Annotated in this window: 11 protein-coding genes; 4 read left to right on the forward strand and 7 right to left on the reverse strand. The window is 73.6% G+C overall.

The window, feature by feature from the left end; all coding sequences use genetic code 11:
• Positions 1-56 precede the first annotated feature (56 nt).
• Both AC59HU_RS10535 and AC59HU_RS10540 read left to right on the forward strand, forming a co-directional pair.
• Positions 57-1031: an AAA family ATPase gene (locus AC59HU_RS10535; protein WP_497223334.1), complete on the forward strand. Its 975-nt coding sequence runs from the start codon at positions 57-59 to the stop codon at positions 1029-1031.
• On the forward strand, positions 1031-2338 hold the full coding sequence (locus AC59HU_RS10540) for a DUF58 domain-containing protein (RefSeq protein ID WP_497223335.1): 1308 nt from the start codon (positions 1031-1033) through the stop codon (positions 2336-2338). The genes AC59HU_RS10535 and AC59HU_RS10540 overlap by 1 nt, the downstream gene beginning before the upstream one ends.
• 55 nt (positions 2339-2393) lie before the next feature.
• On the opposite strand, the gene AC59HU_RS10545 is transcribed toward AC59HU_RS10540, so the two are convergent.
• Positions 2394-3389 carry a stage II sporulation protein M gene (locus AC59HU_RS10545; RefSeq protein WP_497223336.1) on the reverse strand — a complete coding sequence of 332 codons (996 nt, stop codon included), beginning with the start codon at positions 3387-3389 and terminating at the stop codon, positions 2394-2396.
• Between the two features lie 17 nt (positions 3390-3406).
• Here AC59HU_RS10545 and AC59HU_RS10550 point away from each other — a divergent pair, with 17 nt between their 5' ends.
• Entirely contained in the window at positions 3407-4258 is an 852-nt protein-coding gene (locus AC59HU_RS10550; RefSeq protein WP_497223337.1) for an RDD family protein, read from the forward strand.
• A gap of 91 nt (positions 4259-4349) precedes the next feature.
• Here AC59HU_RS10550 and AC59HU_RS10555 read toward each other — a convergent pair whose 3' ends face one another.
• Positions 4350-4676 (reverse strand): DUF3499 family protein, encoded by a 327-nt coding sequence (locus AC59HU_RS10555; protein ID WP_497223338.1) that lies wholly within the window; start codon positions 4674-4676, stop codon positions 4350-4352.
• Here AC59HU_RS10555 and AC59HU_RS10560 point away from each other — a divergent pair.
• Positions 4639-5079 carry a metallopeptidase family protein gene (locus AC59HU_RS10560; RefSeq protein WP_497223339.1) on the forward strand — a complete coding sequence of 147 codons (441 nt, stop codon included), beginning with the start codon at positions 4639-4641 and terminating at the stop codon, positions 5077-5079. The genes AC59HU_RS10555 and AC59HU_RS10560 overlap by 38 nt on opposite strands.
• Positions 5080-5170: 91 nt before the next feature.
• On the opposite strand, the gene AC59HU_RS10565 is transcribed toward AC59HU_RS10560, so the two are convergent.
• The 5 genes from AC59HU_RS10565 to AC59HU_RS10585 form a co-directional block, all read right to left on the reverse strand.
• Positions 5171-7762: an alpha/beta hydrolase gene (locus tag AC59HU_RS10565; RefSeq protein ID WP_497223340.1), complete on the reverse strand. Its 2592-nt coding sequence runs from the start codon at positions 7760-7762 to the stop codon at positions 5171-5173.
• A 113-nt stretch (positions 7763-7875) separates the two neighbouring features.
• The gene (locus AC59HU_RS10570) at positions 7876-8709 is read right to left on the reverse strand and encodes an HpcH/HpaI aldolase/citrate lyase family protein (RefSeq protein WP_497223341.1); all 834 of its coding nucleotides are present in this window, start codon (positions 8707-8709) and stop codon (positions 7876-7878) included.
• Positions 8706-9917, reverse strand: coding sequence for a CaiB/BaiF CoA transferase family protein (locus tag AC59HU_RS10575; RefSeq protein ID WP_497223342.1), 1212 nt, complete (start codon positions 9915-9917; stop codon positions 8706-8708). The genes AC59HU_RS10570 and AC59HU_RS10575 overlap by 4 nt, the downstream gene beginning before the upstream one ends.
• Positions 9917-12289: an SUMF1/EgtB/PvdO family nonheme iron enzyme gene (locus tag AC59HU_RS10580; protein WP_497223343.1), complete on the reverse strand. Its 2373-nt coding sequence runs from the start codon at positions 12287-12289 to the stop codon at positions 9917-9919. The genes AC59HU_RS10575 and AC59HU_RS10580 overlap by 1 nt, the downstream gene beginning before the upstream one ends.
• Positions 12286-13686, reverse strand: coding sequence for an ADP-ribosylglycohydrolase family protein (locus AC59HU_RS10585; RefSeq protein ID WP_497223344.1), 1401 nt, complete (start codon positions 13684-13686; stop codon positions 12286-12288). The genes AC59HU_RS10580 and AC59HU_RS10585 overlap by 4 nt, the downstream gene beginning before the upstream one ends.

Genomic DNA, 13686 nt, shown 5'->3' on the forward strand with positions numbered 1-13686 from the left:
CCACCGCGCCGCCCGGCGCCAGCCCGCACCACGCCCGCACGAGTAAGGAACCCCGCATGACCGATCAGAACCAGCCGACCGCCGACGACCTGCGCCACGCGCTCGGCCGGGTGCGCGCCGAGGTGGGCAAGGCGGTCGTCGGCCAGGACGGCGCCGTCACCGGCCTGATCATCGCGCTGCTCGCCCGCGGGCACGTGCTGCTCGAGGGTGTCCCCGGGGTGGCGAAGACCCTCCTGGTCCGCTCGCTCAGCCAGGCCCTGAGCCTGGACACCAAGCGCGTGCAGTTCACCCCCGACCTGATGCCGGGCGACGTCACGGGCTCCCTGGTCTACGACGCCAAGCAGGGCGAGTTCTCGTTCCGTGAGGGTCCGGTGTTCACGAACATCCTGCTGGCCGACGAGATCAACCGCACGCCGCCCAAGACGCAGTCCTCGCTCCTGGAGGCGATGGAGGAGCGGCAGGTCTCGGCCGACGGCGTCACCCGTCCGCTCCCCGATCCCTTCCTCGTCGCCGCGACCCAGAACCCGGTCGAGTACGAGGGCACCTACACGCTCCCCGAGGCCCAGCTCGACCGCTTCCTGGTCAAGCTGGTGCTCGACCTGCCCGAGCGCGACGTCGAGGTCGCGGTGCTGCAGCGCCACGCCGACGGCTTTAACCCGCGCGACCTGGTGACCGCCGGCGTCTCCCCCGTGCTCGGCGCCGCGGAGCTGCGGCTGGCGCAGCAGGCGGTCGTCGGCGTGCAGGCGTCGCCCGACGTGCTCGCGTACATCGTCGACCTCGCCCGCGCCACCCGGCAGAGCCCCTCGGTCAAGCTCGGGGTGAGCCCTCGAGGCAGCACCGCGCTGCTCGCCGCTTCGAAGGCCTGGGCCTGGCTGAACGGCTACCCGGGGGTCACGCCCGACCACGTCCAGGCGATGGTGCTCCCGGTGCTGCGCCACCGCATCCAGCTGCGCCCCGAGGCCGAGCTCGAGGGAGTGTCGGTCGACTCGATCCTCCGGTCGATCCTGACCCAGGTGCGGGTGCCGATCTGATGACGGTCTCCGGTCGGTTCGTCGCGCTGGTCGCCCTCGGCATCGTGCCGGTGGTGCTCATCGGCGAGCTCTACGACCGGGCGCTCCCCGCCCTCGGCGGGTGGCTGCTGCTCGTGCTGGTGCTGCTGGTGGTCGACCTCGTCGCGGCCGGGTCACCGCGCCGTCTCGCCCTGGCGCGCACGCTCCCCTCGCGGGTGCGGCTCGGCGAGACCGTCCCGAGCACCCTCTTCGTCACGAACACGGGCCGGCGCACCCTGCGCGCCGTCGTCCGCGACGCCTGGCAGCCCTCGGCGGGTGCGAGCACGACCCGGTCGCCGCTGACCGTTCCGGCGGGCGAGCGCCGGGCGGTCACGATCGGCCTGACCCCGTTCCGGCGGGGCGAACGACGCAGCGAGCAGGTGACGGTGCGGTCCTTCGGCCCGCTCGGGCTGGCCGCCCGCCAGGCGACCCTGCGCGCGCCGGGGCGCATCCGGGTGCTGCCCCCGTTCAACGCGCGGAAGCACCTGCCCTCACGACTGGCCCGGCTGCGCGAGCTCGACGGCCGCGCAAGCGTGATGATCCGCGGTCAGGGCACCGAGTTCGACAGCCTGCGCGAGTACGTGCGCGGAGACGACGTGCGGTCGATCGACTGGCGGGCGACGGCTCGCCACACCGACGTGATGGTGCGCACCTGGCGCCCGGAGCGGGATCGACGGGTGGTGATCGTCGTCGACACCGGACGCACCCAGGCGGCCCGCATCGACGACGAGCCCCGGATCGACACCGCCTTCGAGAGCGCCCTGCTGCTGGCCGCGCTCGCCACGCGGGCGGGCGACCGGGTCGACCTGCTGCTCTACGACCGGCGGCTGCGCGGACGGGTGCACGGCGCCTCCGGGCCCGAACTGCTCTCGCGGATGGTCGACGTGATGGCGCCCGTCGAACCCGAGCTGATCGAGATGGACTGGACCGCAGTGCCCGGCCTGGTGCGCCAGGTGACCACGCAGCGCTCGCTCGTCGTGCTCGCCACCGCGATCGACGCCCCCGGGATCTCGCGCGAGCTGATGGCCGTGGTGCCGCAGCTGGCGCGCAACCACATGGTCGTCGTGAGCTCGGTGACCGATCCCGACGTTCTCGCGGGGGTGCACCAGCGCTCGGACCGCGAGGAGGTCTACCGGGCCGCCGCGGCCGAGCGCGCCCTGCTGGACGTGGCGCGGGTCACCGCGGTGCTCAAGCAGTTCGGCGCCGACGTGGTCACCGGGCCTCCGGCCGACCTGCCGCCCGCCCTCGCCGACCGGTACATCGCACTGAAGGCCGCCGGGCGGCTCTGACCCTGCCGGCTCCGACCCGGTCAGACGTCAGGCTCGGCGCGCGCGATCTGCCGGATCAGCCCGCGACGAGCTGCGTGGCGCCCGCGTCGAACTCGGCCAGGTCGCCGGTCTCGCCGGCGCGAGCCGCCCGGCGCCCGATCACGAGCATGTAGAACAGGAACGCGGCGAGTACCAGCGCGCCGATCGCGATCTTCGCCCAGGCGGGCAGGGGGCTCGGTGTCACGAAGCCCTCGACGATGCCCGAGACGAAGAGCACGAAGACCAGCCCGATGGCCACCGTGAAGAGCGAGCGACCGTTCTCGGCGAGCGAGCGGCCCCGGGTCAGGGCGCCGGGGGCAACCCAGGCCCAGAAGATGCGCAGACCCGCGGCGGCGGCCACGAAGATCGCGGTGAGCTCGAGCAGGCCGTGCGGCAGGATGTAGAGGAAGAACTTGTCGCCCTGGCCGTACTGGAACATGATCGCCGTGCTGACGCCGAGGTTCTGCGCGTTCTGCAGGATGACGACCGGCACGTAGATGCCGAGCACGCCGAAGGCGACGCACTGGGCCGCGATCCAGGCGTTGTTGGTCCAGACCTGCCCGGCGAAGGAGGCGGCCGGGTTCTCGGAGTAGTAGTTCACGAAGTCCTCGTCGGCGAACTTCTTGAGGTCGGCATCCGACCCCATCGCGGCGATGACCGCCGGATCCTGCAGGATCCAGATCGCGTAGAGCGCCGAGATCAGCACCGTGGCGACGGCCACCGCGAGGGTGAGCCAGCGGAGACGGTAGAGCGCCGCCGGCAGCTGCAGGGCGAAGAACGCCGGGAGCTGCCTGAGCACGTTCGTGCCGGTGCCGGTGAACCGCAGGCGGGCTCGCGACAGCGCGACCGACAACCGGTCGCCCTGACCGGTCGAACCGGCCACCGTCTTCATGGCCGAGAGCTGCGTCGAACCGGATTGGTAGCGCTCGATCAACTCGTCGGCCTCGCGCCCGGTGAACGACCGGCGGCGGCCGAGTTCGTCGAGTCTGTCCCACTCGTCTCGGTGGGCTGCGGAGTAGGCGTCGATATCCATCTGCTTAGATGATATTCATGACGCAGCCGTTCGCGGGAGGATCCGGCGCCGTGGTCGACGACGGCGAACTGATCAGCGGCGAGGCGGTCGCCCTCGACGTGAGGCCGGCGAGCGTCCTGCTCCGCTCCGCCGGCGGTGCGATCGACTTCATCGTCTCGATCGGCGGCTACCTGCTCTCGGTGCTCGCGTTCTCCGCCGTGGTGCAGGACTCGGCCATCGATCCCGCGGCCACGCAAGCGCTGTTCACGGCCCTCCTGGTGCTCTGGCTGGTGGTCGTGCCGATCTCGCTCGAGGTCGCGCTCCGCGGCCGGTCGCTCGGAAAACTCGCGATCGGGTCGCGGATCGTGCGCGACGACGGCGGGGCGGCCTCGCTTCGGCACGCCGTCATCCGCGGACTCACCGGTGTCGTCGAGATCTACCTCACCTTGGGCGGCCTGGCCTTCATCGTCGCGCTGCTGAACTCGCGCTCGAAGCGGCTGGGCGACCTCCTCGCGGGCACCTACAGCCAGCACGAGCGCGTCGCGCAGCCCGTGCCGTTCACGATCGGCGTTCCGCCCGAGCTCACCGGATGGGCCGAGGTCGCCGACGTGGCGAAGCTCCCCGACCGGCTCTCACGACGGGTGACGCAGTACCTGACCCAGGCCGCCAAGATGAACCCGGCGACCGCGGCGCGACTGGCCGAGGAGCTGGCGCGCGAGACGGCGCCGTACGTCTCTCCGCTGCCGAACGTGCATCCGTACCCGTTCCTGGTGGCGGTCGCCGCCGTCCGGCGCGACCGCGAGTACCGGGCGCTCGTGCTGGAGCGGGAGCGCCTGTCACGGGTCGACCCCATCCTGAAGGGCCTGCCGAACGGGTTCCCGGACCGCTGAGCCGTGACCTGACCTGACCTGACCTGACCTGACTGGCGGACCGCTGACCGCCGGCCGCTGACCGCCGGCCGCTGAGCGTCGGCCGCTCGGCCTACTGCTCGATGTAGGCGTGCCGCATGACCTGCCAGCCCTGCGGGGCGGAGAGCCGCTCGATGTGGCGCGCGCACAGGTCGTAGCTGTGCGGATCCGCGACCGGGCTGAGCGGGCCGACGACGATCAGCGAATCGGCGTAGTCGTACGTCAGCGTCACGCTGGCCTCACCGCGGCACGAGGGCCGTGAGCATTCCCTGGTCGTCATTCCTTCTACGGTACTCGCGGCCGGCGGCCCCGGGCCGATGGCGGGCGGCCGTGTCGCCGGCGACCCGCCGTAGACTGGAGCCATGGCACGATCCCGCCGGGCGCCGCGATCCGCGGCCATCCGGGCACGCACCCGCAACCGTCACGGTCGCGACCTGCGCTCGTCGGTGGCGGGCCCGCATCTGCCGTTCCTCCGCTCCCGGATCGACCTGTTCGACCAGACGGTCGCCTCCACCGCCGAGTATCTGCGGAGCGTCTGGCCGAACGAGCTGGCGACCGTGAGCTTCGAGGTCGCGACCATGCCGCAGGCCGGCGTCGGCTCGCCCGACCACGTCGACCGCTGGGCGGTGTCGAAGAACCGGGTCATCATGTTCCGGCTCCCCATCGAGCGGATGTCGCGACTGCACCAGGACGACGAGGTGCATCGGCGCCTCGCGATCGAGTCGTGCGTCTTCCGCGCCGTGGCCGAGCTGCTCGGCAAGGATCCGTGGGACCTGGCGCCGGACCGCTTCCGCCACTTCTAGGGCGGCGCCGTCCGAACGGGCTGACGATCGCGCCCATGAGCGCTCTGTGCACGTGTGAGTGCGATCCTCAGCCCGTTCGTGCAGGCACGACCTAGGGCTGCGCCAGACCGGCCCGGCGACGTCGCGACCAGAGGGCGGCCGCCGTGCCGCCGAGCAGCACGAGCAGGGCGAGCGCGGCCGCGCGGGTCGCGTCCAGGCCGGTGAGGCCCAGCGCGCCCGAGGCACCCGCCGCCGGGGACGAATCCGTCGCCCCGCCGTCGCTCGCGCCGGCACCTGCGCCCGCACCCCCTCCGGAACCGGCCCCCGCGCCGGCGCCCGATCCGTCACCGCCCCCGTCGACCGGCTCGGTGCCTCCCCCGAGCGCCGCCACCGGCACCGCCCGCAGGAAGACGTCCGAGCCGCCCGCGTTCGTCGCACCGTCGACCGCTCCGTAGGTCGCACCCTGGATCCAGACCGAACCCGCGGCCTCCGCCGTCGCCGGCACGCCCGCCGAGGCGAAGAGGTTGCCCTCGTCGTACTCGTCCGCCCCGTCGCGCTGCGGGCTGCCGAACTGCGCGTAGCTCGCGGGATCCAGCACGCCGTCCGCACCGGTCCGCGCCGTGACGACGTCGACCCCGCCCGCCGGGGTGCCGAGCGCGCCGTCGGTGAACCCGGCCACGAGCATCCCGTCACCGGTGGGCACGAGAGCGGATGCGCGGTCGTCGCCCGCACTGCCGGCCTGCCCGAGCGAGCGCGGTGCGCCGTCGGCGGCGAAGGAGGCGACGAGCAGGTCGACGCCGCCCGCCGAGGTCGCGGCACCGGCACCGGCACCGGCACCGGCACCGGCCAGGGTGCCGCCCGTGTACCCGGCCGCGACGACCCCGTCGTCGGTCGCGGCCACGGCCGAGACCTGGTCGCCGGACGTCGAGCCGACCTGCTGCAGCCAGCGCAGCTCTCCGGTGGGTGCGAGCGCCGCGACCCAGCCGTCGTAGCCACCGACCGAGGTCGCCTGCGGCATCGCACCCGCCGCGGTCCCGCCCGCGTAGACCGTGCCGTCGGGGGCGACCGAGACGCTGAAGGCCTTGTCCTCCCCTGGGCTGCCGAACTGGGTGACCCAGTCGACCGCGCCGTCGGAGCCCACGTGGGCGACCAGCGCATCCTTGTCGCCGGCCGACGGGGTGCCCGCCGCGCTGCCCGAGCTGTAGCCGGCGAGATAGGCACCGCCCGCACCGTCGGAGGCCACGCCGTAGGCCCGATCGGCCGCGGCCGGATCGCCCGCCGCCGCGGTCCAGAGCACGGAGCCGTCGGCGGCGAGCTTCACCGCGAGGAGGTCGTCGTTCTGCGCGCCGGAGTGATCGCGCCGCTGGTAGCCCGCGACGATGACCGCTCCGTCGCCGCCGTCGACGACCCCGTAGGCCCGCTCGTTCAGCGGCGTCGCGATCGGGGTCGTCCACGACACGGTGCCGTCGGCGGCCCGGCTCTGCACGACGATGTCGGAGCCGCCGGCGCCCACCTGGCCCGGCAGTGCCCCTCCCGCGTCGATCGCCTGCACCACTCCGCCGTCGGCCCGGCCCAGCACGCCGCCCGCGAAGTCGTCGGCGGCCGATCCGGTCTGCACCCCGTCGAAGGGCGCCGGCGGCTCGGTGGCCAGGTAGCCGGCGATGTCGGCCATCCCCTCGCGGAAGCCGCGCTCCCACACACCCCAGTCGTGGCCGCCGTCGTAGGTGCGGAACTCGGCCGTGATGCCGGGCACCCGCTTCGCCCTGTTGTAGAGGGTGGCCGCCTCGTAGTCGAGATCGTGGACGGTGTCGGCCGGATCGGGGTTCACGTACTCGTCGTCACCGACCGCGATGAACAGGTGCACGGGCAGCGCCGGGTCGAAGGCCGCGAGCGCCGCCGGGTAGTTGAGCGCCTGGTAGCGCGCCTCGTCGTAGAGAGCGTCGCCTACGCCGTAGGCCCCGAACTCACGGGTCGAGGAGTCGACCGGGGTGCTCGGCACGTAGACGGCGGGGCTCAGCACCAGCGCGGAGGAGAAGAGCTCCTGGTGCGCGAGCGCGAAGCGCAGGGCCCCGGCTCCGCCCATCGAGTAGCCGCCGACCACCCGGGCGGAGCGGTCGTCGACCGTGCGGTAGTTCTGGTCGACGTACTGCACCAGGTCGGTGGTGAACCCGGTCTCCACCGCCACGCCGGGCGTGGTTCCGGGATCGTCACCGGTGTACTGCGAATCGACGTAGTAGCCGCCTCGGGCGCTCCAGGGCGCATCCGGCATGATCGCCACGACCGGCGGGATGGTGCCGTCGGCGATCATCTCGTCCAGCGCCGGCGCGACCTGCTGCCAGGCCGACTGCGAGTCACCGCGACCGTGCAGCAGGTACACGCTCGGGTAGCGGGTGGCGGCCGCGGGGTCGTACCCGGCGGGGAGGTAGGCCGTGAAGTCGATCGGCGCGCCGATGGCCGGGCTCGGCGCCGAGCCGGGCACGAGGGTGCCGGCCGCGACGGCCGCCGCAGCGGGCGCGGCACCCGCGGTCGCGACAGCGGGAGCGGCCGTAGTCGTCGCAGCGGCCGCGGTCGCCGCAGCGGGACCGGAGCCCGCCGTGGCTGGCCCCGCCGCCGTGGCCGAGGCGGCTCCCGCCGGAAGCAGGGCCGCCGCCGCGAGCGCCGCGGCGCCGAGCGCGGCGAGGAGGGACTTGGTCGTCCACGTCATCGTGGTCTCCTTCGTGGTTCGTGGTGCAGAGGGCCCAGGTTCGTGATTCGTGGTGCAGAGGGCCCAGGTTCGTGGTTCGTGGTTCGTGGTTCGTGTCTCGTGGTGCAGAGGGCTCAGGCCGAGGAGGCCCGCCGGAGGATCGATTCGGCGCGGCCGCGCATGGCCTCGTCGACCATCTCGCCGCCGGGCAGGCGGGTGACCGCCCCGGCCGAGGCGTCGAGCGCCGCGAGCACCGCCCGCGCCCAGGCGATCTCGTCGTCCCGGGGCGCGAAGACCTCGGCGATGACCGCGAGCTGGGCGGGGTGGATGGCGGCCCGCCCGAACCAGCCGAGGTCGCGGCCGCGCACGGTGTCGGCGCGCAGCCCCTCCTCGTCGCCGATGCCGGGGTAGGCCGAGAGCAGCGGGGCCGGCAGCCCGGCCGCCTTCGACGCGAGCAGGATGCGGACGCGCACGTGGTCGACCACGGTCGCCGACCGGGTGCCGAGTTCGCTGGCGAGGTCCGACTCTCCGAGCCCCAGCCGGGTGACCGCCGGGTGGCTCGCGATCTCGAACGCCCGCTCGACGCCGAGCGCGGACTCGATCAGGGCGGTGACCGGCACCCCGGACAGCGCGCGCACGGCGCGATCGACGTCGGCGGCCGACTCCACCTTCGGCAGGCGCAGCTCGAAGCGCCCGGGCGGGACGGCGGCGAGCGCCCGGAGGTCGGCCTCCTCGCCCTCGTTGACGCGCACCTGCACGACGGGACCATCAGCGGCATCCGCAGCATCCGCGCTCAACCAGGCCACCACCGCATCCCGGGCCGCCGGTTTCGACGCCGCAGCCACCGCATCCTCGAGGTCGAGGATGATCATCTGGGCGCCGGTCGCGACCGCCTTGGCGAAGCGGTCGGGGCGGTCGCCGGGCACGTAGAGGGCCGTGACGACGGCGCGAGCCGCGAGCGTGTTCATACGATCCCGCTCTCGCGGAGCGCGGCAAGCTGCTCGGGGGTGACGCCGATCGAGGCGAGCACCTCGGCGCTGTCCGCGCCGTGCCGTCGACCGGCCCAGCGGATGGACCCCGGGGTGTCCGAGAGCCGGAACAGCACGTTCTGCATCCTGACCGGCCCGAGCTCCTCGTCGTCGACGGTCGTCACGGTGTGGATCGCCTGGTACTGCGGATCAGCGAGCACGCCCCGCACGTCGTAGACCGGCGAGATCGCCGCCTGCGCCGCCTCGAAGGCCTGGACGACCTCCCCGGTCGAGCGTGCGCCGATCCACCCGCCGACGGCGTCGTCGAGCAGGTCGGCGTGCTGGGCGCGCAGGTGGCCCGAGGCGAACCACGGCTCGCTCACGACGTCCTCCCGCCCGACCAGGCGCATCACGCGCTCGGCGATCGACTGCGAGCTGGTCGAGACCGCGACCCAGTCGCCCGAGCCGGTGCGATAGACGTTCCGCGGGGCGTTGTTCACCGAGCGGTTGCCGCTGCGCGCCTGCACCGTGCCGAGCTGGTCGTAGGCGGTGATCTGACCACCGAGCAGCATCAGGATGGGCTCGATGATCGCCATGTCGACCACCTGACCGCCGCCGCCGGTCGTCACCGCACGGAGCCCCACCATCACGGCGTACGCGGTCGCGAGCGCGGCGATCCCGTCGGCGAGGCCGAACGGCGGCAGCGTCGGCGGCCCGTCGGGCTGACCGGTGAGCGCCGCGAAGCCGCTCATCGCCTCGGCGAGGCTGCCGAAGCCCGGGCGGTGGGAGTAGGGCCCGATCTGGCCGAAGGCGGTCACCCGGGCGATCACCAGCGCGGGATTCGCGGCGTGCAGCGCCTCGGGCCCGAGGCCCCAGCGCTCGAGCGTGCCGGGACGGAAGTTCTCGATCAGCACGTCGGCGGTGGCCACGAGCTGCAGCAGCAGGGCGGCGCCCTCGGGGCTGCCCAGGTCGATGGTCACGGTGCGCTTGTTGCGGCCGAGCGTCTTCCACCAGAGGTTCACGCCGTCCTTCGAGGGGCCGTGTCCGCGGGCGGCATCCGGCTTCCGGGGATGCTCGACCTTGATCACGTCGGCGCCGAAGTCGCCGAGGAAGGTCGCCGCGAGGGGCCCGGCGAACAGGGTCGACACGTCGAGCACCCGGATGCCGTCCAGCGGCGCGCGGCCCGCGGTCGCGTGATCCTGCTCCATCAGTTCGCCTCCTCGGTGCCGGTGCCGGTACCGGTGCTTGCGGCTGTGTCTGCGTCTGTGCCCGTCCCCGCGCTCGGCTCGGCGGCCGCATCCCACGCCAGCCGGAACCCGATGCTCGGCGAGCGGTCGAGCCCGAGGCCCGGCAGCACGAACTTCAGCGAGAACTCCGGCTCCCGCGGCCCGCCGTCGGTGTACCACTCCGAGCCGCGCGACACGTGGTCGCTGCCGCCCTTCAGCATCGCGAAGCGCGTGACGCCGTCGCTGTGCTCGCTCTCGGTCCAGTTCCAGACCAGCGGCTGTGCGCGCCGGAACCCCGGCTGCGCGGCCGCGGCCTGCCACTCGAACTCGGAGGGCAGGCGGGCGCCGGCCCACCGGGCGTAGGCGCGGGCGTCGTCGAGATCGACCCCGGTCACCGGATGCACGGGGTCGGTCGCCCCGACCAGGAACCGGTTGCCGCAGGCCGGCTCGTACCCGGTGGCCTCGACGAATGCCAGGAACTCGGCGGTCGTGACCTCGGTCGCGGCGACGTCGACCCGACCGAGCGTCACGCGCAGCGACTCCTCGCGGGGATCGTGCAGGCGCGGCGCGAGCGGCTTCCACTCCTCGACGTAGGGGGCGCCCTGATAGCTGCCGGTCTCCCGACGGCGGTAGCGGAACGGCATCGTGCGCTCCCCCGCCTCGACCCGGACGCGCGGGGCGTTCCGGACGGTCGCCGGCGCGGACTCCGCGGCCGGGCCGCTCGGCACGACCGGCACCCGCTCGGCGATCCGCTCGGGGAAGGCGGAGTCCGCCGGCACGGTGTCGGCTGCGGCGGCCTCGAGCAGGGCGGCGAGCCCGGGCACGGCCTCGGACAGCGTTGCCGCGAGAGCATCGGCTCCGGCACCTTCTCCGGCACCGGCTCCATTTCCGGCACCCGCTCCAGCTCCGGTGCCCGCTCCGGCGCGACCCTCGGCCCGCATCCGCGAGTCGGCCACCGCCAGGATCGCCGTGACGCTCCGCGCGGGCACCTCGATCGATCCGGGTTCCACACCCAGCACGCGACCGGTGCCGAGATCGACGTAGGTCCACGCCACCGCCGCGGAAGACGACGGGGCCGGCGCCGACACCGCTGCCATCCCTGCTACCGACGCCGCAGTGTCGCTCCCCGCGTCCCGGAACGGCTCGAGCACCGCACCCCGATGATCCGCGTCGCCGCGGTTCACGATCGTCCACAGGGCGAGCCCGGCATCCGGCCCCACCCCCTCGAAGCGCGAGCTGTACACCCCGGCCGAGACGGCCCCCGCCGAGGCATCGGCCAGCGGCGTCCAGCCGCCATGCGAGAACAGGCGGCTGAAGATGCGCTGCACCCGCAGCACCCGTCGGAGCGTCGCCCGATCGTGCGCATTCCAGCCGACCCAGACGCCGAAGACCGTGTCCCAGACCAGCATCCCGGTGCCGTTCATGAACGCCGACTGCAGTTCGTCGCTGTGGTCGCGGTTCCAGCGCCGCGTCGAGTGCATCATGTGCCGACGCTCGAACCAGTGCGCCCGCATCACCCCCGGTGCCTTGGAGTCGGCGAACCACTGCGCCCAGCTCAGCTGGTGATCCTGGATGCGCTGGTTCGGCACCCGGGACTCGCCCTCCAGCACCTGCGGCGGCTCGGCATCCAGCAGCGTGTGCACGAGCCGGGAGTCGCCCTCCTTCATCGTGTCGAGGAAGACCCCGTCGACCCCCAGCTCGGCGACGATCAGCGCCAGTTCGCCGGCGTCGTCGTGCGAGGCGCGTCTGGTCCCCGTGTCCCACGGGTTGTAGTCGATGAAGACGCGGATGCCGCGATCGCGGAAGGCGGCGACCAGCTCGGCGATGCCGGGCACGTCGCGGTAGAAGTCGAACTGGTTGCGGTCGTCGATGCCGATCACCGGATAGGCGTGCCAGAGCACGATCCCGTCGAAGCCGCCGTGATCGGCCGTGCGCGCGAGAAACGCGTCGACGTCGAAGCGCCCGGCCGCGCGGTCGAACAGCCGCTCGTCCCAGAGCCAGACCAGGGCCACGCTGGAGCACGCGCTGGTCCAGGCCGTGTCGGCCCGGTCGTAGATCGTGCCGTGGTAGTCGAGCCGGCTCTGCGCGTCGGCGCGCCAGGCGGCGAGCGCCGCCCGCCAGGCGGGCCAGTCGCGCGGGTCGGCCGGGGCGGCGAAGACCTTCGCGATGTCGCCGACGGCGGGATCGAGCGTGCCGTCGAGCGGGAGCTCGGTCGGCAGATCGATCGGCCGCGGCACGAGCGGGTCGAGGTTGTTGGTGTTCGCCTCGTCGATGTCGACGGTGGAGTGGATGTCGACGGTGGTGTCGGCGACGGCGGTGGTGTCGATGACCGGATCGCGGTGGCGGTCGTTCATGCCTGAGACCCCCCGACGGCCAGGCCGTCCGCAGCCACCGGCCGCACCACCGCCACGGTGCGCCGGGCGAGCTCGTCGAAGCCGATCCCGTCGAAGCCGGGCACGCTGGAGGCGAGCCGGTTGTGCAGCGGGTCGATCCAGCGGGCCGGCAGGTTCGCGGCGCCGAGGAGTCCCCCGGCGATCGAGCCCGCGGTCGCGCCCACCGAGTCGGTGTCCCAGCCGCCCGCGACCGCGGTCGTGATGGTGGCCTGGTAGTCGCCCGCGCCCCGCACCAGGGCGAAGGCCAGCACCGCGGCGTTGTTCAGCACGTGCACCCAGTGCAGGTGGCCGTATTCCTGGTAGATGCGGTCGAGCGCGTCCTCCGACGAGAGGGAGCCCGCGCCCAGGTCGGCCCCGAGCGCGATCGCGGCGGCGAACCGCGATCCGGTCGGCACCACGGAGAGACCGGCGGCGACCACGTCGTCGACGCCGGCGGCTGTGACGGCGGCCGAGCTCGCGGCCGCCGCGAAGAGAGCGCCGTAGAGGCCGTTGCGGCCGTGGGTGAGCCGGCCGTCGACGTGCGCGAGCCGCGCGGCTTCGACGGGATCTCCCGGGTTCGCCCAGCCGTAGACGTCGGTGCGGATCATCGCGCCGATCCAGTCGCGGAACGGGTTGCCCACCGCGCCGGCCACCTCGGGCTCGTAGCCGTCGAGGAGGTTGCGGTAGGCGATCCGCTCGGCGGTGAAGACCCGGCCGCCGGGCAGGTTCGCCAGCCACGACTGCGCCACGTCGTCGGTGCCGAAGCCGGAGCCCAGCCGCTCGAGCAGGTCGAGCGCGATCAGCGGGAAGTTGAGGTCGTCGTCCTCCGGCATCCCGTCGATGTTCTCGACCAGGCTCGTCGGGCGGCTGCGCCGGTTCCAGGGGTAGCGCGCCGCGATCGCGGGGTCGAGACCGATCTCGGTGAAGTAGCCGGCGATCGGCCAGTTGCCGGTGTCCTGGGCGATCGCGCGGATGCCCTCCCGGGGGATCTTCTCGACCGGCTTGCCGAGCAGGCAGCCCGCCGCACGGCCGAGCCAGGCCCCGTGGATGCGGTCAGCCAGTGCGCTCGATGCGCCGTCCGCCGGGCGCGGAGGCACCCCGGGTGCGGCCGCGAGGATCTCCTCGAAGTCGTCCGGCTCGGCCAGCCGGAGTGCGTCCGGCACGGCACGCTCGTCGAGCCGGTGCAGCACGGTGCGGCCGAGCGCCCGCAGCTCCTCGGGCGCGGGGGCGGGGGTGGCGCCGCTGACCGGGCCGAGGAGCGAGCCGCCCGCGGCGACCCACTCCCCTTCGAGGTCGTCGACGTCGATCCCGTCCAGCCGCGCGGCACGCAGGCCGTGCGGTACGAGGTCTTCGGGCTGGGTCCAGCTCAGGCGGAGCAT

It is taken from the genome of Herbiconiux sp. 320_LB (assembly GCF_059691755.1).